Consider the following 26,762-nt stretch of genomic DNA (forward strand, 5'->3'; position numbering starts at 1 on the left):
TGTGTGGCAGATAAAACGTTAAGTCAAAAGAAAGCGGTTGTTTGGGGTGAGCGTTTATCTCCTGTCTAGTCCTGTTCCAATACGAGTAGGCCCGCCTGCGCGGGGTGAGGTACGACTTCTAGGTTTGCTTGGTAGACGGCTCGAAGGTTGTCGGCCGTGAGCGTGGCGCCGACGCTGCCGTGTGCGTAGATGCGTCCTTGGCTCAACAAGCAGATTTCGTCGGCATAGCGAGCTGCGATATTGAGGTCGTGCAGAACGGCGATAACAATGCCGCCGGCCTTAGCGATACGTTTGGCGATCTTGAGTACGGCGGTTCGTTGCCCAAGGTCGAGGCTTGCGGTCGGTTCGTCGAGCAGAAGCAGCGGCGGGTACGCACCCCAGAGGTCGGGGCGCGGGCCGATTTGGGCGAGAACGCGGGCCAGGTGAACACGCTGTGCTTCGCCGCCGGAGAGGGTTAGGTACGAACGGCTGGCAGCGTGGCCGAGCCCCACGTGTTCCAGGCATTCGCGCGCCACGGCTTGGTTTAGTGCGCGCGGCGTTAGGTGCGGGCTGCGACCCAGCTCCACGACATCGCGGACGCTAAAAGCCGCTGCGAGCTGAAACTGTTGTGGTAGAAAGCCCCGCACTTGCGCCAGGTCTCGGGTTTTCCACCGCTCAAGAGGCTTATCGTAGAGTCTGATTCGACCGCGTGGCTTCGGGTTTACCAGCGCCGATAGTAGGGTCGTTTTGCCGGCGCCGTTAGGGCCTACCAGCGCCATGAGGCAGCCTCCGGCCACGGCCAGGTCGGCTATCTCAAGTAGTGTGCGCCCGCTTTTGCGTACCACGAGTTCTTGAATCTCAAGCATACGCTAAGGCCCTCACACGCTGTCGCAGCAACGCGATGAAAAACGGCGCTCCCAGCAGCGCCGTGAGCACACCGATGGGCAGCTCGGTCGGTGCAACCAGTACGCGCGCCAACACATCGGCCAAGCTTAGGAGAACGGCGCCCATGAGCATGCAGGTAGGCAGTTGCCAAGCATGATTCGGCCCAACCAGGAGCCGTGCCAGATTAGGTACGACCAGGCCGACGAAACCGATTACGCCGCAGAAGGCGACGACGACGCCCACCGCCAGGGCGCTAAGCAATAGTAGCAGGAGCTTTAAGCGCGCCACCTCGAAACCCAGACAGGCGGCATCGCCTTCGCTGAGCAATAAGGCGTTGAGCGGCTTTACTAGGCGCGGGGTCATGGCGATCAGAAGTGCAAGTACGCCGCCGGCGACGAATACTTTGGTCCAGCTGGCGGAGGCCAGGCTGCCTAGCGTCCAGACAGTGAAATTGCGTAACTGATCGTCGGTCGCCGTATACACCAAAAGGCCTATGCCGGCTCCGGCGAGGGCGTTTACGGCGATTCCTGCCAACAGTAGGTGACTGGCATCCATTTGCCCGCGGTAGTTAGCGAGGCGGAGTACCAACAGCATCGCCGACAAGGCGCCAAGGAAGGCGAACGCGGGGACAAACCATATTGCCAGCGCTGCCGCGATGCCCGAAAACAGGACATTGCCGAGGATCATGGCCAGGGCTGCGGCCAGCGCCGCGCCCGCCGACGTGCCGATCAGGCCGGGGTCGGCTAAGGGGTTGCGAAATAAGGTCTGCATGAGCGCGCCCGCCATGCCGAGTATGGCACCGACAATGAGCGCCATCAGCACGCGGGGTAGCCTGATTTCCATCAGGATGGCGTACTGAAACGGGTCGGCAGCCCGCTCTAGGCCGCCAGCCTGGGCGATAACGGCGACGACCTCGTTCAGCGTTAATGGAACGGCGCCCTGGGCAAGGGCAAACAACGGGCTAACGATGGTGGCGGCGATCAGCATCAGGATGAGTGGGCCTCGCGCTGCGCCGGGGTTACGGGCGTCCAGACTCACGGTGTTGCTGCCTCCAGGCTAGCCCGGATGGCGTCGATGCAGCTCGGCGTACTGAGGCCCATGCCGCCGCTGATACAGTGCCCGTCGACGACATGCCACTGCCTGTTGCGTGCAGCCGGAGTACGGTTAACGCCGGGTAGGCCGAGGATGACGGGGGTGCCATCCGCTTGTAGGGCATCGCCGAGCATTAGCAGCACCTCGGGTGCGCTGCCCATAATCGCTTCCGGACTGAGTAGCTGATAGCCGGTGTGGCGGGTAACGTTGCGGCCGCCAGCCAGTTCGATCATGGCGGCGACGGTGGTGTCGCGGCCGGCTACGAGCAGGGGGCGGCCGCCGCCGCCGAGCACGAACAGGGCTTTCCGCCCCTGAGCTTGAGCGCTGCCTGTACTGGCCTCGGCAAGCTCGGCGCGGTAACGCTCGATCAGTGCCGGCGCGGCGTCCTGGCGTGCGAGCGCTTCGGCCACTTCGGTAATGCGTGCGGGGATTTCCAGCAAGCTCCATTCGCCCGGAAAAAACTGTACGTTGATGCCGACTGCCTGCAGCTGGTGCGCCATCTCAGGCGTTGCTCGGCCGTCCATTATCCAGACGTCCGTAGGACGAAACGCCAGCACGCTTTCGGCGGAGGTTTGGCGCGGCCCCCGTAGGCGCGGTAGCTCGGCGGCGCCTGGGATATGGTCCACATAACCGTGCACGCCGACCACTGTGTCGCCAGCGTCAAGCGCAAAGACGATTTCGGTAAGCTGATGGCCGATGACGACCAGCCGCTGTTCGGCCGCGAGACAGCCGGTTGCGAGCGCCATACCGATCAACCCTATGAGCGCTCTCATCGTTGCTGCTCCTTCGCGACCGGTTTGCAGCCGAACCAGCTATTGTCGGCCTGGGAGCAGATACCGCTGTCCCAGACTAAGGGCGATCGCCAGGCGGCGAGCCGGGTATGTAACTTGAACGTCGGATGGTGTGCATGCAGCACGCCGCTGCTTGAGTCGTGGTTTACCCGCGTTGGCGCGCATACGACGTCGAGCCCCACGTTGGGGCGTTGGGCACGGAACCGTACGGGCAGCGCCGCTTTATGCCAACGGGTTAAGCATTCGATCGCTCCTTGAGCGGCCGGAGTGTCGCCGGGGTAGCTTACGGCAGGCGGGCGATAAGCCGGTGTCGACGGTTGCCAAACGCGGCTTTGGTACGGGCTGCGGTAACGTTCGGCGAGCGCAACCAGTTCTCGTTCGTAGCGCTTATAAAGCACCAGTAATTTGCAAATCCCGTTGCCTTCCGCATCGAACAGTTGCAGGTGGCGCTCGCGGCCGTGCGGCCCTTGTGGATCGATAACGGCATACAGCGAATCGATGGCCGATAGAGCTAGCCGTAACTGTACTTTTTCTGCTGTGAGGGTCAGCCAGCCGTCTTTTATGTCGTGGCTCAGCTCGGCGGCGATGGCAATGGCAACACCGGCATGATGGGGAACCGCTATCAGAATTTTACCCAGTGCGGTCATGCTGGCGAGGATGGCGTCGCGCTCGCCGGCAAGCCGGGTTGCGGCCTTGCCGCAGCGGCTGGCGGCTAAACAGGCCTCGGGAAGTCGCATGGCGGCCGCCGCTTGAGGTTGGTGTAAATGGGGCGTGGCGGCTGCTAGAGCCCGCCAGGTGGCGAGAATCGCCTCGGGGTTGTGACGGGAAACGTTGTTCATGGACAGCATGGTTTGCTCTCTTAACGGGTTTGCCAGCGGATGCCCGCCCAGTAGTAACGGGTGCCGGGGTCGGTGGTTATCGAGCGCGCGGCGGTATCGGGGTCGGCCCGGTCGAGCAGGTTGTCGATGCCGGCGAATACGCGCCACTGCCTGCGCAGGAGCCGTTCCGCGTATAGGTCCAGGCGGGCGTAGTTGCGGTCGACCGGTTCGATCCCAGGCCCTTCGTTGTTATAGAAATCGACGATGCGTAGAGCGCGCAGCTCTGTGCGCCAGTTGCTTGCTTGCATGCCTACGGTCGCTTTCCCGCTATGGCGGGCGCGTCCGGTCAGCCTGGCGTCGGAGTCGCGGTCGCGGGCATCGAGGTAGTCGTAACGCAGGCTGATGTCCAGCCAATCGGTGATGCGTTGCGCTATGGCGGCTTCGAGGCCGCGCAGGCGGGCGCGTTCGACGTTGCGATACTGGAGCACGTTTAGGCCGTCGCGGACCTCGCCGGTACGCTCGCTGGCGATGAGATCGTCTACGTGGCTTTCGTACACGCCGATGTCCAGCGAGCCGTCGCGCCGTAGCCAACGCCAACCGATGTCGGTCATGCGGGCTGTTTCCGGCTCCAGTTCCGGATTGCCGGTGATCAGCGAGTTGCCGCGCACGAAGCTGCTGTACTGTTCCAAGCTTGACGGGGCACGAAAGCCCGTGCCGTAGTTGACGCGCAGCTGAGCGTTGCCTAACTGCCACGTCGCACCGGCTCGCGGATTAACGGTTGAGCCGAAATCGGAGTAATCGTCGTAACGAACGCCGAAGATGGCGTTGACGTTTGCCGGCAGTCGCCACTCGTTTTGTGCCAGCAGGTAATGATTATCTCGCTCGGCTTTCCGGCTATTGGTGTTGATGTCGATAACTTCCCGCAGGCCGCCGGCGCTCAAACTCAACAGGTGTGCTCCCAATTGCCGATTCATGCGCGCGTCGAGTTGCGTCAGCCGAAAGTCGGTGGTTTCGATCAGGTTAGGCTGTCGACGGGCGGCGCCGTCGGTATGCGAATGGCCCAGTGCAAGGTGATAGTCGAGGGTTTCGGTGGGCGTGCCGTTAAGACGCAGCCCTGCGAAGTGTCTTTCTTCGCGCTCGATGCCCGAATAGGTCGAGCCGGGAGCCGGTCCGCGCGGCGCTATATAGCGGGTGCCGCTATCGTCTTGATCCTGGTATTCCAGCGACCATTCCAGCCAATGTTGGCTAGCCAGATCGGCGTGGCCGCGATAGCTAAAGGCGGCTAATGTGTGCTCGTTTAAGCGATCCTGAGGCGAATTCCGTTCCGCTACCGCAGCGCGGGTACGGTATTCGCCGTTGAGCCAATGCGACGTGCCGGCGCTGACAAGGCCGACGCCGATGGATGTTTGTACGGTATCGCGGCCGGCGCCCTCCGCGCTGCCTGCGACAATGCGCAGATCGGCCTCGCCGTTTGCTTGGGCTCGACGGGTAATGATATTGACGACGCCGCCGAGGGCGTCGGCGCCGTAAAGCGCTGACATCGGCCCGCGAATGACTTCGATCCGCTCGATCTCGCTGACCGCGAGCGTTGCCAGGTTCTGGCCGCCGAAGCGGCTGGCTCTGCGTTGGCCGTCGACGAGTACCAAGGTCTGGTTGGCACCGAAGCCGCGTAGGCGGACGGACTCCGTGCTGCCGGAGGAAAAGGTGGCGGTGCCGGTTGCGAACCGCAGCAGTTCCGTAACGGAACTGCCGGAGAAAGTCTCTATCGTTGCGCGGTCGATGACTTCGACAGGTGCGATCACGTCCTGAATCGGATGTTCTCTGCCGACGGCGGTGACGACCACGGCGGGCAAATGAGCCGACGTCGACTCGCTGGAAGGAGCGGCTTGCGCCACCCCGGTTAATGCGATGCCGGTTATAAGACTGGCGAACGCAACAGCAGGTGCGTACATGGATCTGAATCCTCTCGCTGGAAGGTGCGGCCGGTGCCAGCGGGCGCTTCGCACGCGCCGGCATCGGCGGCAGGTAGGCCCTGCGGCCTACTGTCGGGATTCGGAGTGCCGCCAACGGCTATGCAACCGAGCATGCGGCGGCAAGCAAGTGGCGGTGCTCCGAAAGCTCAGCCGATAGCGAGAGGAGAGGGCGGGTCGCGAGGGCGGGGAAGGAGAAAACTAGCGGCGGAGAAGCCGTGTGCCGTCGGCGCGCGCGCTAACGGCAGTGCCACCTGCGGATTACCGAGCGCTGCACTGGAGCCGGCGATGCCCGGCATAGCCGCACAGGCGGGGCAGCTTCCGCTGTCGTCGTACTCCAGCGTGTGCTCGGCCAGCAGGTCTTCGTAACTGACTTCGGCGGTCCGGCCGCCAAGCTCGCTGCACAGTGCGCCGTTAAGTGCGAATAATGGGTTTGCTTGGGAAACGCTAATACACAGGGCGGGGGGTAACAAGAACGGCAAAATCAGCAAGACGGCGATTAAACGCCGTGCCAGCGTCTGGCGACGATGTATTTGCCGAGGAAGTCCCTGCATTTTTGTGCTTCTTCGTTCCCGCGAAGTTGTGCTAAGCACCATGGCCAGCGGGCAAAACGCTACAACAGGATCTCGTTCATTGCAAGCGACGGCGTGTGAGGGCTCGGCAGCGCTAGGCCAAGCCCTGCGATACGCAGCGACTTAGCTATAGGTAGCCGTAGCAGCGCTTGAGTTCGTCGAACTCGACATAAAAGCGCGTCTCGCCATACGGCTCGCAGTCGCTCTTGAAAGGCACTTCGCGCTCCTGATGCAACATGCGGACTAAATAAGTGCCGTTGTCGTCGGCGAAAACTTCCCACTGCACATTGGCGGCCATGGGGGTGATCGCCTCTCCGCGCCAAGCGTTATTGTCGTAGCGGTAGGTAACTTGCTCCGGCAGGGCGTCGGTACTGCCGGGTAGGCCGAGTACGCTTGCGAAGGGGATGAGTACTTGGGCATGGCTAAAACGTACGGTGGCGATTAAGTCCGACTCCCCGGCACGGACGGCGTCGATGTTGGCGAAGAAATCGTCGAGCAGGACATTCGCCATGCGGTAGGTGATGTCCTCGCCCACGAAGGCCGGCCCGCGCTCGTAGAAGTCTTCGGCATCGCTGAGATAGGCCATCCATTCCGCGTGTTTGTCGGCGATGAAGCGGGAAAACTGCCAATCATTGTCCGGCTTGAGGCCCGGCACGATGATGTAGAGGTTGTAGAGCATATAGGCGGCGTCGACTTCGTCGCGCACGACCGTGCTGCCCTTGCCGGTATCGCGAAATTCGTAGGCACCGTTTGCCAAGCGGTCGACGAACTCCGGTTGGTACAGCCGTTCGAGCATGGCGCGGGCGACCTGCCGATTTTTGGGTAGCGAGAAGATTTCGTCGAGTTTGGCCAGTAGGCGTGGGTCGTTGTCTTTGTACGTTCGATACGCTTCGGCGGCGGGGGAGCGGTGGAAGTAAAGACGTTCGGTGTCGGCTTGCGGCGGCTCGGCCGCAGTAGCCAGTGCCGGCTGCGTCCGTATCAACCCGTTAAGAAAGCTCTGGGCGCTGTCGCGGGCACGCGGTTCGCCGGAGTCGAGTACCAAAATTCGGCGCTCGGCGGTGATATTGTCGAAAAGCGCCGGGTGGCGCTGGAGTAACCGCTCCGCCATGGCTTCGTGTTCTCGCTCGCCAAGCACGGTCAGGTTTCCGTAGCCGAGCGCTTCGTGCGTTTGCATGATCTCCGAGACAATCGGCCCGAGTTGTTTCCCGAGTGGGGTTAGCGCCTGCTCTTTTTCTGCCTGCTGCCAGATTTGATAGCTGAGGTCGTCGTACTTGCGGCTTGAGAGGGCGCGCGAACCGTGGCGAGCGACGTGTTGTATGTGTATGGCTTGGAAACCGGCGGGTGCGGGCTCGTAGCTTTTCCAGTCTTGTTGCGGTTGATAAGGCGTTTTGCTAGAGAAAAAGCCGCGCTCTGCGGCGACCGACGGTGGCTCGACCGGGGACTGACTGCATGCGCCAATAAAGGCACACGTACTCAGTACAAACACAAAACCTCTTTTCACAATAAACCTCTTGCTAGTTGGGTTGTCGTCTATTGGGCGGGGCAAATACAGCGAACGTCTTCTTAAGGCCGGTTAGCAGCGTCGAGAAAGGCGAGCCAATGGCGTGCATCCTCCCGCACCGCTTCATGCGCCTTGGCGTGGCTGAAGGCTTCTCGCGCTAAGTCCGCACGGCCGTCTTCAAACGCGACGATGCCCATTAGGAGATAGGCTTCGCCTTTACGGTCGTCGCGGAAATCGGTAAGGCCTTCGTCCAGCGTCCGGTACGCTTGCGACCAGCGTTCTTCTTGCATTAATAAACGGGCTAGTTTGAGCCGTAGCCCATCCTCGGCGCCTAGCCGTAGCGCGTTTTCCAAAGCCCCAACGGCGCGTTCCGGTTCCTGCGCTTGAGTCCAGGTATCGGCTAGCTGCTCGTAATGGGTCGGCGTTGCTTCGATTTCGCCGCGGTCTAGGCCGGCGGCCAAGATCTGGCCGGCGCGGTAGGGTGTGCCGACTTGCCGATGTAAATGGATAAGATTCAGCAGCTCCCGCTCTTCGACGAGCAGGCGCTTGCGGTACGCGGTATCCAGTACGGCTAGTGCCGCCGTGTCGTTTTCCTCTTGAAGGTATAAGGCGGCCAGCTGCAACCAGTACTGACGTTGCTCCGGGAACTGCTCGATCGCTCTTGGCAGCCAGCGCATTAGCTCGGCGCTGTCGTCCAAGGCGAACCAGGCGCTAAGCAGCATTTGATACCAAACCTCGGGAGCCTCGGGCTGTTGCTCGATTGCCTGCGTGAGCTGGGCGGCGGCCGCCCGATAATCCTTGTGATTGAGATAAGCGGAAGCGGCGACAACTCGGCCCGCCGGAGCGATATCGCGCGCCTTGCTAAGCCACTGCTCGACGACCTCGACGGCCTGTGCGAATTCTTCCAATAACAGATGAAGTTGGGCCATGTTGTAGAGCAGTTGTTGGCGAGTCGATGCCGGCAGCGCATCGGCGGCGAGGGCTTGGCGGAAGTCGGTCAGGGCGGCTGGATAGCGCTCCGCTTGGCTGTGCGCGTAGCCGCGGAGTTGATAGGCGAGCGCTTGCGCATAGGGTTCGCGGGCAAGCGCGGTTATCGCTTGATCCAACTGTTCTACCGCGGTGTCCCACGCGCCGTCATCCAGGCTTTGGTAAACCTGGCTTAATACCTGATGAGCGCGGCTGGAGAGACTCTCCGCCTGAGCGGTGGCGGCGAGCGCAAGCGTCAGGGCGAGGATGAAGCGGTAAACAAGCTGTCGGCGCATGGCTGTCACCCCTCTTGTAGCGAAAAGTTGAGCGTGATTTCCGCGCGGCTTGCGACAGGTCGGCCGTCGACTCGCTTGGGCTGAAAGCGCCAGCGTGCTAAAGCGCGTCGGGCGGCGTTATCGAAAACGCCCGCGCGAGGGTAGGCTTCGACGACCTCGACATCGCGCACCGAGCCGTCTTCGGCGATGATGAAACTGAGCCAACCCAGCCTTCCAAACCTTGATTCAAAGCCCGCTGCGGATACTGTGGCGGTACTTGCGATACCGGCATCAGCTCGCCTTCGTAGTGCTCTACGCCAGAGGGTGTCCCGGCCGTCGGTGCGCCTAACGTCGGCAGCTCGCCGAGTGCCAACTGCGGGGTGAACGCCGGTGCGGCCAAATTAAGCGGTTCGGGGATGATGGCGGGGGAGGCTGCCGCTTGCGGTACCGGCGGGGGTGGGGGCGGCGCTTCTGTGGGGCGCTCGGGGCGTTGTCGCTGTCGTTCCCGGGGCGCCGTTTGTGCCGGTTGGACGCGAACGAAGTCGACGGCCGGCGCCGGGTCGCGGCGGGCAAGCTCGCGCGAGTCGGTACCGATCATGGCCTGCATGCCCCAGAACAAACCTAGGGCGATGCCGATGGCCGTGGCGAAGGCGATCAGGTAACGCATCAACGGCCTTCCTCGCGAGCCGCGATGGAAACGTCCGCGACACCGGCCAGTCTTGCCTGATCCATGACTTGTACCAGTAAGCCGCTACGCGAGTCGGCATCGGCCTGGATGACCACTGCCCCGTCGGGGTTTTCCATCCGCAGCCGCTCGATATTGGCCCGCACGGCACGAAGGTCCACCTGCCGGCGGTCGATCCAGATCTCGCCACCGTCGGAGACGGCAATGAGGATGTTCGCGTGGTCTTGGCGTTCGGCTGTGGCCGCGCTGGGTTGGTTGACCTCGATGCCGGATTCTTTTACGAACGAGGTCGTCACGATGAAGAAAATCAGCATGATAAAAACGACATCCAGCATCGAGGTCATATCGACCCCGAGACCGTCTTCTTCGCTTTGCTGACGTAGCCGACGACGTCTCATGATAAAACTCCCGAACGCGCCTGCCGGGCCAGTCGGTCTGCCGCCAAACGGGCCTTGGTGCGGGCGCTGCGTTGAAGATGAGTGCTGAAATACAAGCCGGACAGGGCGACCACCATGCCCGCCATGGTCGGGATGGTGGCCATGGAAACACCGCTTGCCATGGCGCGCGGGTTGCCGGTGCCGGTGACGGCAATCACGTCGAAGACTTGGATCATGCCGGTGACGGTGCCTAGTAGCCCCAGCAGCGGGCAGAGCGCGATCAGCGTACGAATCAGAGATATCGAGCGGTGTAACTGATCCGAAAGATCGGCGATCTGCCGGGCGAGGATGTGCCGCTCGCTCCACCGCCCGCTGCACGAGCGCCCTTGCCAGCTATCGCTTAACCCCGCCAGCAGCCGCGGATAGACGCGATAATGGAACCAATACCGTTCGAGTATGAGCATCCACAATACAACGGCGGTCGCCAGAATCAGCCAGAGGATGCTACCGCCGGTTTCCAGAAAGCGGCTGATCGCGTCCCACTGCTCAGGTAGCAAGACCATCGGCACGATCCTTCTCCAGATGCTCGGCGAGAATGCCGGTGCTTTGCTCTTCGAGAATGCCGATCAAGCGTTTTGCTTTGGCGGCGACGATGTTGAGCAGCAGGAGCAGTGGAATAGCAACGAGCAAACCAAGTGCCGTGGTCACCAGCGCTTGGGATATGCCGCTGGCCATGAGCTTGGGGTCGCCGGTGCCGAACAAGGTAATGGATTGGAAGGTTTCGATCATGCCGACGACGGTGCCGAGTAAACCGAGTAAGGGCGCTATTGCCGCTAGTAGCTTGAGCGTGCTCAGGCCGCGTTCCAGACGCGGGACTTCGCGCACGACAGCTTCGTCCAGACGCAATTCCAGGGTCTCGATGTCGATATTCCGGTTGTCGCGGTAGAGCGTGAGAATGCGGCCGATGGGGTTGTCGGAGTCCGCTTCGGTTTGCGTCAGTTGTCGCTTAATGGCGCGTTCGGTGCGGCTGAGGACGAACAGCCGTTCGCCGAATAGCACCAGACCGATCAGGCCGAGCAGCAGGATGACGTAGCCGACCCAGCGCCCTTGCTGGATGCGCTCGGCGAGCGTTGGGGTCTGCACGAGCTGGCCGAGTAACGCACCGCGGGAGGGGTCGATAAACACCGCGAGTTGTTCGCCGTTAGCCGCGGCGCTGAGCGCCTGGGCCTGATTCAGATAGCGTTTGGCCGGTTGCCGGGGGAGTTCGACCAAATCGCCGGTATCGGGGAGGTGGCTTAAGTAACGGCCGTCGGCAATGGCGTTGAAAAGGCCTAGGCGGGTGACGGTAGCCGGGCGGCGCGTGCCCGCCGGGGTGACGACAGTGGTTTCGAAGCGGCTGACTTTACCCGCTTCGGTCATTTCCTCCAGCAGCGTCAGCCAGAGCTGCTCCAGTTGCTCGGTCGAGGGTAGCGCCCGTTGTTCGGACAGAGCGGCCATTGTTGCCCGACGGGCGGGGAACTGCGCCGAGCTCAACGAGTTTTCCAGCTGAGAGGCGGTATCGCCGGCCGCTTGTCGGACGACGCCGAACAGCTCGCCGAGCGCACCCTGGCGTTCATGCAACGACTGCTCAAGCTCGGCGAGCCGGTGCTCGTTGGCGTGAAAACGATCCTGTAGCGTTGCGCTGCGAGCTTCTTCGGCGGCTAGCGCTTGCCGTGCCTGTGCCAGGCGTTCGGCCTGGGTAGCGCGGTCGGCGGCAAATTGCGCTTCGCGCTGTTGCTGCTCGTCCCGAGCGCTATAGGCAGCGCGCCGCACTTCTTCCAGTAATTGATCGAGATCGGGCCCTGTGTTGGCGTCGGCTGCGCCGAAACACAGGATTAACGCGATCGCGAGCGCTTTGATCGGTGACTTCATGAGCGCGGCTCCTTAGGCAGCACGACGGGAATACGGATCAGCTCCGGCGGCGCTTGCCGACGGGCGACCCGTAGCGCTTGCGCAACCGGCTTGCGGTAGCTGTCGTCCAGGCTCGCCCAGCGCCGCTCGTACGGGTGCCAGAAACCGGTGTGGCGGCCGTCCAGGCTTTGGTAAATCAGCGCCAGCCGAGCAACGCGGAGGAAGTCCACCGTCAAGGTTTCGCCGTCAAGTTCGAGCTCGCCACGGTAGGCTTCGATGTTACGGCCGTAGTCCACTTCCACCTGATAGGCCTCCAATACACGGCGGTATTTCTCGGAGGCATCGACATCGGGCCGCGTCATCAGTGCGTGCAGAGACGCTAGCCGTTCCTGTCGCTCCCCGGGCAGGAAGGGCAGGTCGAGTTGCACGAAGCGCTCCAGCGTGTCGAGCATCCGCACCATCAGCGGGACGATCTCGCGCTGGGTCACGTCGACCTCGGCAATCTGCTCGCGATAGGCCCCTGCCTCTTGCTCCTGGGCGTCGATCATCGCTTCCAGATTGGCGTTGTAGGTCCGCAAACTCTCCAGCTGGCGGCGAATATGGCGATATTCCTGGGCCATGTCCGTTCGCTGTTCGGCGAGTCGGTCGATGCGCTGTTGCGAGTCGCGAGCGGCGAGCGTCGCCTGTTGCTGCGTATCGACAGCCTATCGAGTGGGCCACTGGCGAGCGCGCTGGGCGCGATCAGCCAGAGGAGAAGACGCCGCTAGATAAAGCGGCCGGACGCTACGTGGGCTAAGGTGCTCCATCGGCCTGAACTCCTAGCGCGCGTTGCGCAGTGCTGCGGGCGGTTCGATCAGATCGCTGCCTTCCCAGCAACGGGTTTCGCGATAGCCGGGGATGTCGGGCCGAGTGCAGCGCCGTTCCGACGGCAAGACTTCGAACAAGCGGTTACGGCCATCCGCCGCTTTGACCAGTTCGAAGCTGTCGTAGAGGCGGCCGCTCGGGGTGCGGGCTTCGAAGAGAATGCGATCGTGTTGAACGCGGACGAGTTGATAAAGCTGCGTGTCCTCCGCAACCCGCGTCATATTCGTGCGCGCCTGGTCGGACACCATGTACATTTTCGGGCCGCCGACCGAGACCACATACATCGTGCCGATTTCGTCGTCGAAGCGGGTCTTGCCTTCGGGCAGGTTGTCGCCGGCCCGGCCATAGACGTGGTCGTGCCCCTGCAATACGAGGTCGACGCCGTAACGGTCGAACAAGGGTTTCCAGTGGTCGCGTAGCGGCGGATTGTCCCGTCCGGCGGAGACAGAGAACATGGGATGGTGGTAGGTAACGACCGTCCAGCGGTTCGGGTTATCCCGTAGGACGGTTTCCAACCAGCGCGCTTGCTGTTCGACGGTGTCGTTGTTCAGGGCGGAGGTCGAGTCCAGAACCACGAAGCGGGTGCCTTGATAGTCGACGTAGTAAACCGTATCCCGCAGTCCTTCCGGCCCGTTTTCGGGCAGGCGGAATTGCGGCGCCCAATGCGGCGAGAGGCGCTGCTCCTCGGTGCCGTCGGGTAACTCGTGTTTGTGGAACTCATGATTGCCGGCGGCGACCACGCTGGGCACCATGCCGAGCAACCAGCCGCCGGCATCGAACCACTCGCCCCATTCGTCGTCGTCGCGGTTGTCGCGCGAGTTGACGAGATCCCCTGCGTGCACCATCAGGGCAGCTTTCGGCATATCGCTGTAGGCTTGCCGGATGACGCGCGAGAAATGGGATTTGATGGCGTTCTGCGCGTCGCCGAAGTAGATGAAGGCGAACTCGGAGGCGCTGTCGCTGGCGGTGCGGAATTGAAACCACTCGCTCCAGGTGTTGCCGCCGCTGACGCGATAAGCGTAGACGGTATCCGGCTCCAAGCCTTCGAATACAACCGAATGATGTAAGGCAGCGCCATTTTCCATGGTCAACCCCACGCTAGCGGCGGCTACGGTCTGCTCTACTTGATGAAGGGCCGGGCCATCCAAAGCCGGGGCGATTTGCGCACGCGGATTTTCTACCGCCGTGTCGGTGCGCCAGCTCACGGCGGCGCTGGTGGCCGGGTCGCCGGCGAAGGTCAGTACGACCCGGTCGGGCACCGGGGACGGGGCATAATGCGTATAACCGGGCGGCACCAGCGTGTTGCGCTCGTGATCGCTATGCGCGTAGACGTTGGCACTCGCGCAAAGGGCGAAGCCGATGCTTGCTAACAGGGCGGTGCGAGGGGGGCTTAGGAATGCGCGAAGGCCCATAGTCATTGCTGTCCTCTTGCAGTAAAAAAGTCGCCGCCCCGCCGCGAGCGCGGGACGGCGGCGTCGGGTTTTAGAAGTTCAAGCGGGCACCGGCTTGGTAGAACCGGCCGAATTTCTCCCGCTCGTAAACACGGTTGGAATCGCCGCGGTAGCGGTTTTGGGCGCTATCGGTCAGGTTCATGGCTTCGGCGTAGAGCTGGAAGTTGTCGGTGGCCTGATAGCTGGCGCTCAGGTCGATTTGTGCCCGTGAATCCCACCAGGTATCGAGGGCCCGATTGGTATCGTGCACCGAGTCGATGAATGCGCTGCGATAGTTGTAGGAAATGCGGGTATTGAACCCATGCCGCTCGTAGTACAGCGCGAGGTTGCCGCTATGCCGCGACTGCCCCGGCAGGCGGACGCTGCCCTGGCCGGCGGGAAGGTCGGCATCGGATTCGGTGTAGGTGTAATTGGCGAAAACGCCGAACCCGTCTAACGGCTCGGGCAGGAAGCTTAAGCCCTGCTGCCAGTTCAATTCGACGCCGTAGAGATAACCGCTATCGCCGTTATCCGGCTGCGAGACTTCCCACAGCTCGCCGTCGATCTCGCGATTGCTGGTGACCTCGAAGATCGGATCGTTCAAGCGCTTGTAGAACGCACCGGCGGAAACGATACCGAGCGGGCGAATGTAATACTCCGCCATAAGGTCGAGGTTGTGCGCGTAGGTCGGGTCCAGCTTCGGATTGCCGCGCTCGATTTCGAAATCCGCCGGTTCGGCTTCCGCGTACGGGGAAAACTGGTTGAGGTTGGGCCGGTTGATCGCTGTGGTGTAGGCACCGCGTACGATCAGGTTGCGGCTGATTTCGTGCCGTAAGTGGAGGCTTGGGAAGACATGGGTGTAGTTGCGGGATGCTTCCTGTAGCGAAGCCGTTTCGGCGTCGTCGTCCCAGTAGTACGCCTCGGCGTCGGTACGGGTTTGCTCTACCCGCGCACCGACGATCAGTCGCGTCGCACCCCAGTCGAAGGTGTTCATACCGTAGAGGGCGTAGATGTCTTCCTCGGCCTTGAAGTCGCCGAAGTAGGCGTAGCCGGCGCGCGCCCGGTAGTTCGGGTCGTTGCGGTAAATGTCGGCGTAGCGATCGAAGGTGTTTTTACGGAAACGGTTGCCAAGCCGGTAGCCGAAGTTGTTGGAGCGCTCGTTGCGGATGACATCGCTGTATTCGGGGCCATCGGCCGGTTGGCTTCGGTTACGGAAGCGGTCTTCGTCTTGGCTTTTTTCCTTACGCCGTACTTTCAGGCCGAATTTCGCTTCGGCGTCGGCCGTGCCGAGCTGGAACGGTACGGTGACGTTGGAGGCGACGGTGTGTTCGCGGTCTTTGCTGCTGCGTTCCCGACGCTCGTATTGCGAGAACTCGAAGTCTTCCGGTGCGAAGCTCAGACCGTCGATGCCGGCTACGGACAGTTTAGGGCTGTTGCCGTTACGCCAGTCGTAGTCGATGTCGGGGTTATAGTTGAGCGTGTACTCCAGGTAGTCGCGTTTCGGATAACGTTGTTCGGCGCGTGCGGTGGAGACGCGATAGTCGACGTCGAAGCGGTCGAACCGGTGTTCGCCGCCGAAGGCCAGTTGGTTAAGGGTGTTCTCGACGCGGCGGTGGCGTAGCTCCTTCGTCACCTCGACGTCTTCGAAGGTGCCGCTGTCCGGCGTCGAGCCCGGCGCATAACCGCCGTATTCGAATTCGGTTGCATGTCGAATCTCGTCGTCGACGAACTTCGAATGGGTGCCGCTAAGGTAAAGCGTACTGCGCTCGGAGACCCGGAAGTCCAGGCGGCCGCTTAGCGCATAGCGCTCGCGAGTGAGTTCATAATCCTTAAAGACTGTTTCTTCGGGAAAGAACTCGCCGTCGATCTCGGTCCAGTCGTGTTCGACATTATCCGTTTGTCGCTCGGTGCGGGAATGGCTTGCCGAGACCACCAAACCAATGCGGTCGTCGGCAAACGTGTTACCTAAGGTGAGACCGAGACGGTGATTATCGCCGCTGCCGAGTTCGTTGTAGCCGTAGCCAACGTTTGCCCGCAGGAAAGGGCCGGATTCGTCGAAGGCGCTGCGCGTGGTGATATTAACGTGGCCGCCGATGGAGTCGGCGTCGAGGTCGGGCGTCAGCGCCTTGGTGACTTCCAGCGAGGCGACGATATCGGTTGGAATCGTGTCTAGGTCGATGGCCCGCGTGCCGCCGTCGGGCGAGGGCAGGGCGATACCGTCGATGGCGACCCGGTTAAACTCGGCAGGCGCGCCGCGAACGTTGATGTAGCGCCCCTCGCCTTGATCGCGCTGGACGGAGACGCCGGAAGTGCGGCTCAACGATTCGGCGACGTTGCCGTCGGGAAAGCGACCGATGGAATCCGCCGAGACCACCGTCATGATGTTATCCGCGGCTCGTTGGCGATTAAGCGAGCGCGATTGAATGTCGCGGATCGCTTGCACGTTCATAACGCCCATGGCAACGGCTTCGTCTTCCATGCCGATGTCAAGCTGGGCTTTCCCGCCGGGCTCGACGGTAACCTCGACCGACTGACTGCGATAACCAAGGTAATCGATGTGCAACCGATAGTTGTCCGGCGGCAAGCCGACAAGGCTGAAGCGGCCGCTACGATCCGTGCGGGCTTCCCGGTTGCTGCCTTCGACGGTGATCAACGCGCCATTGAGTTGAAAAGCGCGGTTGGCGTCTTGAACGCGCCCCTCGATGCTGCCGAGCGTATTGCCGGCGATTTGAGGCTGCTGAGCGCTTGCTTGGGCGATCTGAAGTACGCCTTGCGTTTCCAGGTCGGCAGCATGTGATCCTTGCGCTGCGGTTAACGCCGTTGCAACCGCTAGCCCCAGCGCATTTAGCCGTTTGTCCACGTCTAATCCCCCAAAAAACACGATCCAGATGAGGTTGCTTTGCTTGTCAGCGCTGCGAACGGTAGGCAAGCAATATGTCAGAACGATGACGCCTGCTTTAGGGGAGACCGAACGGGATGCAAAAACGATGTCGATCGGCTTCGGATTGAGCTGAAAGGACTCTTTTAGAAGCTTTTAAACTAGGGAAGCGATCATGCTTATGCCGCATTCTTATGCCGACGACCCGCATTCGGCGGCCATTGGTTACGTGCAGTTAGAGATTTTTTTTCAGCAAAAAAGAATGGCCTGAGCTGTATGGACCCGCGAGCTAGTGCGGTCGTTAACAAAGCTGTCATCTTGGTTTGTTACCTATCGATGCCGCAGTCATGGGAATGAGAAAGGTCATGCATCGCTCAGGCTATTTTAAGTTGGCTATGATTCTCGGGCCGGCCCTGTTGTCGCTAGGGGCCGTCGCCTGGGTGGGCGAAGGAAAAACTTGGCGAACCTGGGATTGGTTAGACATCGTCGGCGAGGGCGGCGCGGCGGCGCTGACGCTGGCTTGGATCGTTTGCGTTTTGGCGAGTCGGCCCGGCGGGCGGGTGACGAATCTGCTGGTTATCGGTTTTGCCGGTATTTTTCTCTCGCTCTGGCAGGATTTGCTGGACGAGTTTTTTATATCGCCACGTGGTGGGATGCGTGGTTGGAAAACGTACCGATGCCTATTGGCATGGTGGTGCTGACCGTTGCCATTTATTTTTGGCAGCAAGAGCAAACGGCAATTAACGAGCAATTGCGTAAACGCGAGCGTTTGTTTCGAGCGCATAATCGCATCGACGGTATTACTCAGGTGTGCGATGCTCAGTATTTGCGGCAGCAATTGGACATAGAGTTGCGGTTCGCAAGGCAGACCGGCCGCCCCTGTGCTTTGTTGATGCTCGATGTCGACGATTTCGACCGTGTTAACCGCAACTACGGCTACCTCGAAGGCGATCGTTTTTGCAGGCACTGACGGAGTTTCTGCTACTTAATTTGCGCCGTTCGGATTTGCTTTGTCGCTATGCCGGCGATCGGTTCGGCATTCTTTTGCCCGACACGACAGCCGCCGTTGCCGAAGAAATCGGCCAACAACTGGCCGCCGCGGTGCGCCATTTTGCTTATAGAACCGAAACCGGCCAAGTGCTTTACCAGCGAGTAAGCATCGGTGCGGCGACCGCCGCCGACGAGACGGCAAGCGCATTGCTTAAAAGAGCCGGCAAGGCGCTACGGCAGGCAAAAGACGATAGGGCGAACGCGCTCTACCTGGCCGCGTAGCGGGGGGCGCGATGACGATTCGCAACCTCTGGTTCGAGAACGACACCCGTTGTATTCCTGCCCACTATCATGCCGCCTCGCTGATTGACTTGGCCTTGAGCCGGGAAGTCGAAGTCAATCGCTTACTAAGCGGGACGGGGCTGTTCTACGAGCGTCTTGTTCGCGAGGAAGTCAAACTCAGCCCGCGCCAGCTCTATCGGCTGTTTGCCAATGCCGAGTGCCTGATCCGAGGCGACGATGTCGCGTTTCTTTACGGGCACCGACTGTTTCCGGGGAGCTGTCCGCCCGCCAGCACGGCGTTGCTGCATGGCCGTTGCCTTTACGATGCCTTGGAAACGCTGGTAGCGAACCAGATGTTGCTAACGCCGCTGCTTATGCCGCGCTTGGTTATCGATACCCAGTGGTGCTACCTGCACTGGGTCGATAGTTGCGGCGCCGGCGCAAGCCGGCGGTTTTTAGTGGAAGCGGCGATGGCCGGGTTTACCTCCTTGTGCCGCTGGTTAAGCGGTTCGGAAATACCTTGGGCCTATCAGTTGGATTATTCCTGCCCCGGTTACCCGGAGCAGTATCACGTCCATCTCGGCGAGCAGGTCGATTTCGCTCAGCCGGTTACCGCCATGCGGGTGCCGAGCCGTTACCTGCATACGCCCTGGCCTAATGGGTCCGGCACCAACCGCCTGTTGGCGCAGCGGCGTTGCGACGAAGAGTCGTTAGCCTTGGGTTTCCGCGCCGGTATTCAGGCGACGGTGTACGCTTATTTGATGCAGCGTATTCGCCGAGTACCGACGCTGGAGCGTTGCTCGGCGGATTTTCATATGAGCCCGGCGACGCTGAAACGTAAGTTGCATAAACACGGCACGTCGTTTCAGCAACTCTTGGATTCGGCCCGTAAACATGTCTCCGTCTATTTGATCCAGGGGCGGGGGTATAGCAACGAACAGGTCGCCGATTACTTGGGTTTCCATGATTGTGCCAACTTTCGTCGCTCCTTTAAGCGCTGGACTGGCTTAACGCCCAGCGCCTATCGTCACGTCTAACGCGAGGGCGGCCGCTGCCACAGGTAAGTTTTACGTTTTTCCCGTGGCGGCGACGCCTTAGTGCCGGGATGGTTCTTGTGCCATAAGACGGCGGCAGCATCTTCCTCTTGTTCCCGTCGCATTTCGTCCCGATATCCAACGCAACCGGCTACCGTTAGTCCTTCCTCATAGGGGCCGGTCGGCTTAATCACTCTTTTGCTTCTGCGGTGTCGCCTGTCTCCTGGGTTTGTTGTTAATTCCGAGATTCTTGTGCTTGGAAAATGCAGCCTTTTTATCTCGTCCGAGAAGCGTTGGGGAAACGGACAATCGAGAACCGCATCGGGCCGTTACGTGAGGGTCTAAATTCGGCAACGCGCTGCTTGGTGAGCAATAGCTTATGTGGATAAACCGCAATACATTCGGGCTCTATGGCATCAGGACTGTTGCACCTTTGTTTGCAGGTTTGGTTATCGCAGGCTGCGCTGCGACGCCGAGCCAAGTGAGTACCGCCTCGGCCAGGCATGCACTGCCGGCGGCCTTTCAAACAATGCTTGACGAGGAGCCGGTAAATAGCCGAGCCGAGTTGCGGGAAAGCCCTTGGGGGCCGGACGTATCGGTTCGCTTGCACGGCCTTTACGATGCGGCGAGCGGGCGGGTTTGTCGTCGACTAACGGTTGAAGCGGACGGCGTTCGCCGGCCCGCTTTGGCGTGTCGTTCCCAAGACGGCGTATGGACGGCCGTGCGGGTGTTACACGAAACCGGGCGGCCCGTACCGATGGCGAGCGCTGAATCCGACGGGCGCAGGAGTGCACAGCCATGAACAATTTCCGTCGTTACGATCAGGTTGGGCTTGTTAGGTTACGGGCAATGCTTTGGGCGTTGCTGCTGGTGGTTGGCTGCGCCGGATTACTGTTGCCTGTCAAATCGGCTAACGGCGTGCTCGGTATTAGCGATAACAACGAGCAAAACCGGCGGGAGCAAGCGGTACCGGTGCCCGACGACTTAGAGTCGCCTTCCGCAGTCGATCGCCGGACCGGTACCTATGGTCCGGGGCCGGATCGGGATAGAGAGGCGGGGGATACGATTCCGCCGTTCGGGGCGCATTTGTTTACCGGTGGCTTCCGCGGTACGCGCGCTTCCGGGCTTAACCCGAGCTACCGGATCTTGCCGGGCGATCAAGTCACGCTTCGGGCTTGGGGCGCGGCGGAGATCGATAGGGTGCTGCCGGTCGATGCCCAGGGGAATATCTTTGTCCCCAATGTGGGGCCGATTCACGTCGAAGGGGTGAGTAATTCGGAATTGGATAGTCGCGTGCGGGCGGCTATCCGCGAAGTCTTTACCGACAATGTATCGGTTTATACCAATCTCCAGGGCGTCCAGCCGGTTGCCGTGTTCGTCACCGGCTTTGTTAACAAGCCGGGACGCTATGCCGGGAATCCTAACGATTCTTTGCTTTACTTTCTCGATCAAGCTGGCGGCATTGACAAAAACTCCGGCAGTTTCCGCCGAATTCGCGTGTTGCGGGAGCGGGAGACGCTGGAAGAAGTCGATTTGTACGACTTTCTGTTAGCGGGCGATTTAGCGCGACCGCAGTTTGAAGACGGCGACACGATAGTCGTGGAGCGGCGCGGGCCGGTGGTGACCGTGTCCGGCGATGTCGCTCAAGCCTACCGTTACGAACTCGATGGCAATGCGCGTCTAGGGCATGAGCTGATCCAGCTGGTGCAGTTAGAGGCGGGTGTATCGCATGTGCTGATTCGCGGCGTACGCGACCGGGGCCCGGTGTCGGCGTATTTGCCCCTGCACGAGTTCGAAAGCGATGTGCTCCGTTCGGGCGACGAAGTCATCTTTGCCGCCGACCAGCGGACAGACAGTATTGTGGTCCATCTGGAAGGCAGCTATTACGGCCCGTCTCATTTCGCGGTACCGAAAGACGCAACCTTACGCGAGCTTCTGGACAGCATCGAAATCGATCCGGACCTAACCGATGCGCGTAGCGTGTCGCTGCGGCGCCGTAGTGTTGCCGAGCGCCAACGGCAATCCTTGGAGGACAGCCTGCGCCGTTTGGAGAGCGTTTACCTCGGCGCGCCGGCGTCGACGCCCGAAGAGGCGACGATGCGGGCGCGGGAGGCGGAGCTGATTCAAGATTTCGTCGCCCGAGCAAGCCAAATAGAGCCCACCGGGCGAATGGTGGTCGCTCACGATGGGGAAATCAGCAATATCCGGCTGCAAGACGGCGATGTCATCACAATCCCCGAACGCTCCGATTCCGTCTTAGTAAGCGGCGAAGTGCGGATTCCGCAGGCGATCGTGTATCGCTCCAACGAGAGCGCGCGGGATTATGTCGAGCGTGCGGGCGGGTTTACCGAGCGGGCCAATCGGCGGGAGATTTTATTAGTCCGGCAAAACGGCGAAGTGGTGGCCGCCCGGCGAGGTGTGGCGCTGCGTCCGGGCGACGAAATATTAGTCTTACCGACCGCCCCGACTAAGAACCTTCATCTCGCTGCGACCCTGACCCAGATCCTATTCCAGATCGCTGTCACGACGGCTGTGGTATTGGATATTTGATATGCGGTATTTGCTTCGATCCAGCTATAAGGCGTGTTCGCCGGTGGCAGTGAGCGGCACCGGCTGGCGCCTGCATTCCGGGACGAAGGCAAGCCCATGAGCCAGGCGCCGCGGCCGCCTTTGCAAGTTACCTTGGACGTATGGCACGCGATGTTCATGCGGGAAGCATTGGCCAGAACCATGGCGGGCCGTTTCGCGTGGTTCTGGATGATCGCCGAGCCGGTTGCGTTTGTCGTCATAATGATTGGCGTTCGAGAAGTGCTTGGGCGTGTGCGCTTCGTTATCGGTGCCGATTTCGTACCGTGGCTTATTGTCGGGCTCCTGGGTTTTTTCTTGTTCCGAGAAGGTCTGCTGCGTTCGATTGGCGCGGTAGATGCCAACAAAGGCTTATTTGCTTATAGGCAGGTCAAACCGGTCGACCCTGTCATTGCTCGCAACGTCGTTGAAGGCATCTTAAAAACGGTGGTCTTTATGGTGCTGATCGCTGGAGCTAGTTTGCTTGGTTACGAAATCTTGCCGGCGGACCCTCTTGCGGCGATGTTTATATGGTTTTCCATCTGGGTGCTCGGCCTTGGCGCGGGGCTGGTAGCTTCGGTGGTGGCACCGCTGGTGCCCGAAATCGGGCGTGTCTTGCGAATGCTGATACTGCCGTTGTTTCTTTTATCCGGGGTTATCATTCCCCTGCATGCCTTGCCTCACTCAATTCAACATTATCTTTTATATAACCCGGTCGTACATGCTCTAGAGGCGTTACGACTTAGTTTTTTCTCCGGTTATAAATCGTTGGCCGGAGTCGATATGCTTTATCTTTGGTGGTGGGCTTTAGCCATGGTTGCCCTGGGTTTAGCACTCCATCTACGTTTTACCATGCGGGTAAAAGCGAAATGATCGAAGTGCGCAACGTTTATAAACGCTATCGTACTCATCGCGCTGACGATTGGGTTTTGCGCGACATTAATTTTGCGATTCCTCGAGGTGTCAACGTTGGCTTGGTGGGTCGTAACGGTGCGGGGAAGTCGACGCTGCTGCGCTTAATTGCGGGAATGGACTTTGCGGATAAAGGTGAGATCGTTCGCCGCTGTCGGGTTTCTTGGCCGATCGGATTGACGGGCGGTTTTCAGGGCTCGATGACCGGGCGGCAGAATGTTAAATGTGTTGCCCGCATTCATGGCAACGATCGCTTTATGAAAGCCGTTATTCATCGAGTGGAGGCGTTTGCCGACATTGGCAAGGCGTTCGATCAACCGGTAAAGACGTATTCGAGCGGTATGCGCAGTCGTTTGGCATTTGGCCTATCGCTTGCGTTCGATTTCGATTTATACCTGTCCGACGAGGCAACGGCGGTGGGCGACAAAGCTTTTCGAGCCAAAGCCACAGCCGCGTTTCGCGACAAAGTGGGCAAGGCCGGTTTAGTTATCGTTTCGCACAGCGAAGGTATTCTGAAGGAGCTTTGTCAGGCAGGGCTTTTCCTTCGGGATGGTCATGCGTACTGGTTCGACAGCATAGACGATGCTATCGCCGCCTATCACGAGAGTATTAAGCGCTCATGAAAGTACTGCTCCCCAAACAACCCTACTGGGCGATAAGTATCGTGGCGATCTTCGGCGCGGTGCTCTATTGGAGCCTGTGGGCCACCGACCGTTATGTATCGGAAGCGAATATCGTGCTGCAAAGCGCGAGTCCAGCCCCTCCCAGCCTCGACTTTACGTCGATTCTTACGGGGGGAACGTCTAACGAGCTGCTGATGCTGCGCGATCACCTGCGTTCGGTCGATATGCTTATTAAGCTTGACCGACAGCTAAACCTTCGGGACCACTACGCCGATCCTGCCATAGACAGATTATCCCGGCTGCGCTCTCCCAGCGTGCCGTTGGAGCATCTGCACCGCTACTACCTCAAGCGAGTGTCGATAGAAATGGATGAGTACGCTCAGGTCCTAAGGATCAGAGCCCAGGCCTACGATCCGGATACCGCAAGGGCTATCGCCTCGCTGCTGTTGCAGGAGGGCGAGAAGCATATGAACGTGATGGGGCAACGCTTGGCGGCAGAGCAAGTGCGCTTCATCGAGCTGCAAGTCGAAGATCTGATGGGCCGGCTCGACGAATCGCGTGAGGCGCTCATCGCATATCAGAACGAACATGGCCTGGTGTCGCCAACCGGTACCGTCGAGAGTTTGAGTACGGTCGTTGCCACCTTGGAGGGCGAGCTTGCCAAGCTTAACGCGCGCCGGCACGCGTTAGCCGCTTCTCATAGCGAGCGTTCGCCTGAGATGGTGCGGCTGCGGCATGAGATCGACGCGGTACGCAATCAAATCGACATCGAGCATGCGCGTATGGCGACCCATTCGGGCGAGGCGCTGAATCGTATTTCCGCCGAATACGAATCGCTTCGCTTGCAGCATGAGTTTTCCCGGGAGATGTATGCCAGCGCCCTCGCAGCATTGGAAAATACGCGGGTCGAAGCTGCCAGAACGTTAAAGCAGGTCTCGGTTTTGCAGGCGCCGACGCAGCCGGAATACTCAACCGAACCCCGGCGTATATACAATATTACCGTTTTTATTATTATGGCTTTTCTTTTTTCCTTCATTGCCCATCTGATTGCCGCCATTGTAAGGGATCACAGGGACTGAAAATGTTGGGCTTACGGCAGAAAAGCCGACTTGATAAAGAAGCTGGCTGTCGCCATAAGATATATAGGAATATTCTTGCAGTCTCCTGACTATCTGGCCCGCTAAGGGCTGTGCTCAGGTAAGAAGATTCTGGCCTTTCCGCCTCAGTTCCCAGGCAGCACCTAGGCTGCCGACTTGATTGCGTCCCTTACTGGTTTTTCTCGTCTTTTGGCTCTGTTGTCTAACGGGATACGCGTGTTTTTCGATGTAGAGGTCGTGGAATGGAAGCAACTCGTCAGGATAACGCTACCAGGGCTAACTCCGGCAGGCTCAGGTCGAGTCCAACACAGCTTGAAAGGCTAAAGACGCTGGTAGAGACGCAGGAGGTCCGAATAGAAAACCTCCAGCAAGCGGCAGACGAAGCTAAATTGCAGGTACAGGAGCTCGAACGGGAAAAGTGCCAACTGATCGAGCAGCTGAACGAGCGCTTCAAGGAGCTGGCTATTCTAACCAAGATGCTCAATGAGGCGTCTTTGCAAGTGAGTGTTGGGAATGATGCGCCGACTGTTGCTAAAGCCGCTCATGCACAGGCAGACGCTCCGCGCGTCCGTTTCGGAAGTGTTTCTATCGCCCGTCTTCGCCAGAGCTGGCGGTTAAAGCGCGACATACGGGCGATTAACAACTCCGGTCTTTTCGACCGCGAATGGTATTTGCAGAAGTACCCCGACGTCGCTTCGGTCGGTGCGGACCCAGTCGAGCATTATCTCAAGTGGGGTGCCTCCGAAGGGAGGTCTCCCGGGCCTTCTTTCGATACGCGCTATTACTTAGCCAATAATCCCGATATTGCCGCCTTGGAAAACCCGTTACTTCATTTTATTCGGCGGGGAAAGAAAAAGCGGGTCCTACCTGGCGGCCGCTCGGCTTAAAAGTCCATCCTGGGCGTGCCCCGCGCTACCTGCCCGTAGGGCGCGCCAGCGATCAAGCGCTTGCCGCTAAACGTTGGAGCCTATCTTTTTGCTGTCGATTGATTGGGCGCCGTGTGTAGATACAGCGAGGGTAACAATAATGAATCAAGCGAGTTTCGTTGCGCCACCGGGGGCCGCCGTGCCGAAGCCGGTGACGTGGGATCATAAAGCCTATGTGCAGCAGTTACAGGGCGAGGCGCGCTTAGCGGCGTGGAAAGAGTTTTCGGAAAATTACTGGAAAACGAAATCCGGTGGTACTCCGGGCGAGAAAAACGAATTTCTTTTTCGGAGAGGCTTTTACCGTAACAGATGGTGGCTCTATGGCTTAGGGCGAGAAGACGCCGCGAACTATCTCAGCGATATCCAAGTGTGTCTGTTACCGGCCGTTAACGGCGTTTATGCCAATGTGGCGAATGACCGTCTGCTGCTGAATCACGCGCTTTCCGCCTATTGCCGGGTGCCCGTTATTCACGCCCTACGGGGGCTAGGCGCCGCCGAAGTCAGTTTTTCGGAGGAATGGGAAGCGCATCGGGCGGGTAGTAACGATGCGCCGGACATGCAGGTTGTCATTCAACCGTTGCCGGTTAGCGTGCAGGGGCGTACCGAAACGGTAAGCCTTGCTAAGGGAGAGTTTTCCGGCTTTGGGAAGCACGGTCCGCTAAAACAGTTGCGGCATATCGTTAAGGACTGGTCGCTAGCGGCGAATAGCGCCTATTTGTTCTCGGAAGCGCTCGTGCAAGGGCGCTTTGCCCGCCAGATGTTTCCCGGTGCGGTAAACCGCCTGCATGTGCTTATGGGGCGGCATCACGACAGCTGGGAGCCGCATATCGTCGCTGCCGTGCTTTGTATCGGTACCTTGTCCTCGGCTTCTCGTACCAGTCTAGAAGCGGGTGGGCTTAGCGCTAGAGTCGATACTCATACGGGCGAGTTAACCGCCTGTGTCGGCTTGTTGGAAGGGCCAAAGCTTGGTCGTCACGATGTCCACCCCGATACCGGCACACCTATTGTCGGCAGCCGAGTCCCGCAATGGGATTCGATACGCGCAAGCTTGCTTCGAATATTCGACGAGTCGTCCTATCTGCGCGTGTGTGCCTTTGACTTCGTGTTGATGGACGGGGAACTTGGCCTTCTCGGGGCGGCGTTGCCGGACGTGGTTGCCATCCAGGTGCATCGACCGCTGCTTGCCGACGCCGTGTTCGCGGATCAGTTGCGACGGTTGAAACTATGAGGGGAGGGCGTTTAGTGGCGGTTGACGATACGACGGTCGCGGAGCCGAGAGTAAGCGATCCTCCTGTGGCGGAGGCCCTTTCGGCGCCAATCGGCAGAACCGTATTTACCCCGGCGAGGTTACGGCCGCCCG

Annotated in this window: 26 protein-coding genes and 1 pseudogene; 11 read left to right on the forward strand and 16 right to left on the reverse strand. The window is 60.1% G+C overall.

Translation table 11 applies throughout. From position 1 onward, the window contains the following. Positions 1 to 65 precede the first annotated feature (65 nt). From CAI21_RS13810 to CAI21_RS13870, 14 genes are all read right to left on the reverse strand, one after another. The gene (locus CAI21_RS13810; RefSeq protein ID WP_116302819.1) at positions 66 to 845 is read right to left on the reverse strand and encodes a heme ABC transporter ATP-binding protein; all 780 of its coding nucleotides are present in this window, start codon (positions 843 to 845) and stop codon (positions 66 to 68) included. Beyond that, positions 838 to 1,902: a FecCD family ABC transporter permease gene (locus CAI21_RS13815; RefSeq protein ID WP_116302820.1), complete on the reverse strand. Its 1,065-nt coding sequence runs from the start codon at positions 1,900 to 1,902 to the stop codon at positions 838 to 840. The genes CAI21_RS13810 and CAI21_RS13815 overlap by 8 nt, the downstream gene beginning before the upstream one ends. Next, positions 1,899 to 2,729, reverse strand: coding sequence for a heme/hemin ABC transporter substrate-binding protein (locus CAI21_RS13820; RefSeq protein WP_116302821.1), 831 nt, complete (start codon positions 2,727 to 2,729; stop codon positions 1,899 to 1,901). Before CAI21_RS13820 ends, CAI21_RS13815 begins: the two co-directional genes overlap by 4 nt. Continuing rightward, complete coding sequence (locus CAI21_RS13825; protein ID WP_116302822.1) at positions 2,726 to 3,595, reverse strand: ChuX/HutX family heme-like substrate-binding protein; 870 nt, start codon at positions 3,593 to 3,595, stop codon at positions 2,726 to 2,728. The genes CAI21_RS13820 and CAI21_RS13825 overlap by 4 nt, the downstream gene beginning before the upstream one ends. Before the next feature lie 11 nt (positions 3,596 to 3,606). Beyond that, positions 3,607 to 5,517: a TonB-dependent receptor plug domain-containing protein gene (locus CAI21_RS13830; protein WP_116302823.1), complete on the reverse strand. Its 1,911-nt coding sequence runs from the start codon at positions 5,515 to 5,517 to the stop codon at positions 3,607 to 3,609. A 167-nt stretch (positions 5,518 to 5,684) separates the two neighbouring features. Beyond that, positions 5,685 to 6,089 carry a hypothetical protein gene (locus CAI21_RS13835; RefSeq protein WP_116302824.1) on the reverse strand — a complete coding sequence of 135 codons (405 nt, stop codon included), beginning with the start codon at positions 6,087 to 6,089 and terminating at the stop codon, positions 5,685 to 5,687. 145 nt (positions 6,090 to 6,234) lie between these two features. Further along, complete coding sequence (locus CAI21_RS13840; RefSeq protein WP_181919433.1) at positions 6,235 to 7,608, reverse strand: histidine-type phosphatase; 1,374 nt, start codon at positions 7,606 to 7,608, stop codon at positions 6,235 to 6,237. Between the two features lie 62 nt (positions 7,609 to 7,670). Beyond that, positions 7,671 to 8,870 carry a tetratricopeptide repeat protein gene (locus CAI21_RS13845; protein ID WP_116302826.1) on the reverse strand — a complete coding sequence of 400 codons (1,200 nt, stop codon included), beginning with the start codon at positions 8,868 to 8,870 and terminating at the stop codon, positions 7,671 to 7,673. A 5-nt stretch (positions 8,871 to 8,875) separates the two neighbouring features. Beyond that, positions 8,876 to 9,040, reverse strand: coding sequence for an energy transducer TonB (locus tag CAI21_RS26035; protein WP_220348290.1), 165 nt, complete (start codon positions 9,038 to 9,040; stop codon positions 8,876 to 8,878). Beyond that, positions 8,968 to 9,516: a hypothetical protein gene (locus tag CAI21_RS23225; RefSeq protein ID WP_220348292.1), complete on the reverse strand. Its 549-nt coding sequence runs from the start codon at positions 9,514 to 9,516 to the stop codon at positions 8,968 to 8,970. Before CAI21_RS23225 ends, CAI21_RS26035 begins: the two co-directional genes overlap by 73 nt. Further along, positions 9,516 to 9,932, reverse strand: a complete 417-nt coding sequence (locus CAI21_RS13855; protein ID WP_116302828.1) for an ExbD/TolR family protein — start codon at positions 9,930 to 9,932, stop codon at positions 9,516 to 9,518. The genes CAI21_RS23225 and CAI21_RS13855 overlap by 1 nt, the downstream gene beginning before the upstream one ends. After that, on the reverse strand, positions 9,929 to 10,474 hold the full coding sequence (locus tag CAI21_RS13860; RefSeq protein ID WP_116302829.1) for a MotA/TolQ/ExbB proton channel family protein: 546 nt from the start codon (positions 10,472 to 10,474) through the stop codon (positions 9,929 to 9,931). Before CAI21_RS13860 ends, CAI21_RS13855 begins: the two co-directional genes overlap by 4 nt. Then, on the reverse strand, positions 10,458 to 11,822 hold the full coding sequence (locus CAI21_RS24985) for a MotA/TolQ/ExbB proton channel family protein (protein ID WP_116302830.1): 1,365 nt from the start codon (positions 11,820 to 11,822) through the stop codon (positions 10,458 to 10,460). The genes CAI21_RS13860 and CAI21_RS24985 overlap by 17 nt, the downstream gene beginning before the upstream one ends. Further along, positions 11,819 to 12,451 carry a DUF3450 domain-containing protein gene (locus tag CAI21_RS13870; RefSeq protein WP_258868960.1) on the reverse strand — a complete coding sequence of 211 codons (633 nt, stop codon included), beginning with the start codon at positions 12,449 to 12,451 and terminating at the stop codon, positions 11,819 to 11,821. Before CAI21_RS13870 ends, CAI21_RS24985 begins: the two co-directional genes overlap by 4 nt. Here CAI21_RS13870 and CAI21_RS24990 point away from each other — a divergent pair. Further along, entirely contained in the window at positions 12,401 to 12,568 is a 168-nt protein-coding gene (locus CAI21_RS24990; RefSeq protein WP_258868956.1) for a hypothetical protein, read from the forward strand. The genes CAI21_RS13870 and CAI21_RS24990 overlap by 51 nt on opposite strands. Positions 12,569 to 12,619: 51 nt before the next feature. Here CAI21_RS24990 and CAI21_RS13875 read toward each other — a convergent pair whose 3' ends face one another. Both CAI21_RS13875 and CAI21_RS13880 read right to left on the reverse strand, forming a co-directional pair. Continuing rightward, positions 12,620 to 14,083, reverse strand: a complete 1,464-nt coding sequence (locus tag CAI21_RS13875; protein WP_116302832.1) for a purple acid phosphatase family protein — start codon at positions 14,081 to 14,083, stop codon at positions 12,620 to 12,622. Positions 14,084 to 14,147: 64 nt separating this feature from the next. Continuing rightward, complete coding sequence (locus CAI21_RS13880; RefSeq protein WP_147305115.1) at positions 14,148 to 16,955, reverse strand: TonB-dependent receptor; 2,808 nt, start codon at positions 16,953 to 16,955, stop codon at positions 14,148 to 14,150. Between the two features lie 383 nt (positions 16,956 to 17,338). On the opposite strand from CAI21_RS13880, the gene CAI21_RS13885 reads away from it, so the two are divergent. The 10 genes and pseudogenes from CAI21_RS13885 (at position 17,339) to CAI21_RS13940 (ending at position 26,630) form a co-directional block, all read left to right on the forward strand. Continuing rightward, the gene (locus tag CAI21_RS13885) at positions 17,339 to 17,674 is read left to right on the forward strand and encodes a hypothetical protein (protein WP_116302834.1); all 336 of its coding nucleotides are present in this window, start codon (positions 17,339 to 17,341) and stop codon (positions 17,672 to 17,674) included. Continuing rightward, a pseudogene (locus tag CAI21_RS24995) lies at positions 17,662 to 18,245 on the forward strand (GGDEF domain-containing protein). Before CAI21_RS13885 ends, CAI21_RS24995 begins: the two are co-directional and overlap by 13 nt. An 11-nt stretch (positions 18,246 to 18,256) precedes the next feature. Then, positions 18,257 to 19,282: a helix-turn-helix domain-containing protein gene (locus CAI21_RS13900; protein ID WP_116302837.1), complete on the forward strand. Its 1,026-nt coding sequence runs from the start codon at positions 18,257 to 18,259 to the stop codon at positions 19,280 to 19,282. A 430-nt stretch (positions 19,283 to 19,712) separates the two neighbouring features. Then, complete coding sequence (locus tag CAI21_RS13910) at positions 19,713 to 20,081, forward strand: DVU3141 family protein (protein ID WP_181919434.1); 369 nt, start codon at positions 19,713 to 19,715, stop codon at positions 20,079 to 20,081. Next, complete coding sequence (locus CAI21_RS13915; protein WP_258868120.1) at positions 20,078 to 21,829, forward strand: polysaccharide biosynthesis/export family protein; 1,752 nt, start codon at positions 20,078 to 20,080, stop codon at positions 21,827 to 21,829. Before CAI21_RS13910 ends, CAI21_RS13915 begins: the two co-directional genes overlap by 4 nt. 96 nt (positions 21,830 to 21,925) lie before the next feature. Beyond that, positions 21,926 to 22,717, forward strand: coding sequence for an ABC transporter permease (locus CAI21_RS13920; protein WP_181919435.1), 792 nt, complete (start codon positions 21,926 to 21,928; stop codon positions 22,715 to 22,717). After that, entirely contained in the window at positions 22,714 to 23,379 is a 666-nt protein-coding gene (locus tag CAI21_RS13925) for an ABC transporter ATP-binding protein (RefSeq protein ID WP_116302840.1), read from the forward strand. The genes CAI21_RS13920 and CAI21_RS13925 overlap by 4 nt, the downstream gene beginning before the upstream one ends. Next, positions 23,376 to 24,458: a KpsE/RkpR family capsule polysaccharide export protein gene (locus tag CAI21_RS13930; RefSeq protein ID WP_116302841.1), complete on the forward strand. Its 1,083-nt coding sequence runs from the start codon at positions 23,376 to 23,378 to the stop codon at positions 24,456 to 24,458. The genes CAI21_RS13925 and CAI21_RS13930 overlap by 4 nt, the downstream gene beginning before the upstream one ends. Positions 24,459 to 24,865: 407 nt before the next feature. Beyond that, entirely contained in the window at positions 24,866 to 25,363 is a 498-nt protein-coding gene (locus CAI21_RS13935) for a hypothetical protein (RefSeq protein ID WP_147305116.1), read from the forward strand. Positions 25,364 to 25,502: 139 nt separating this feature from the next. Next, entirely contained in the window at positions 25,503 to 26,630 is a 1,128-nt protein-coding gene (locus CAI21_RS13940; RefSeq protein WP_116302843.1) for a sugar-transfer associated ATP-grasp domain-containing protein, read from the forward strand. Positions 26,631 to 26,762: the final 132 nt, after the last annotated feature.

It is taken from the genome of Alkalilimnicola ehrlichii (assembly GCF_003399765.1).
Classification (GTDB): domain Bacteria; phylum Pseudomonadota; class Gammaproteobacteria; order Nitrococcales; family AK92; genus AK92.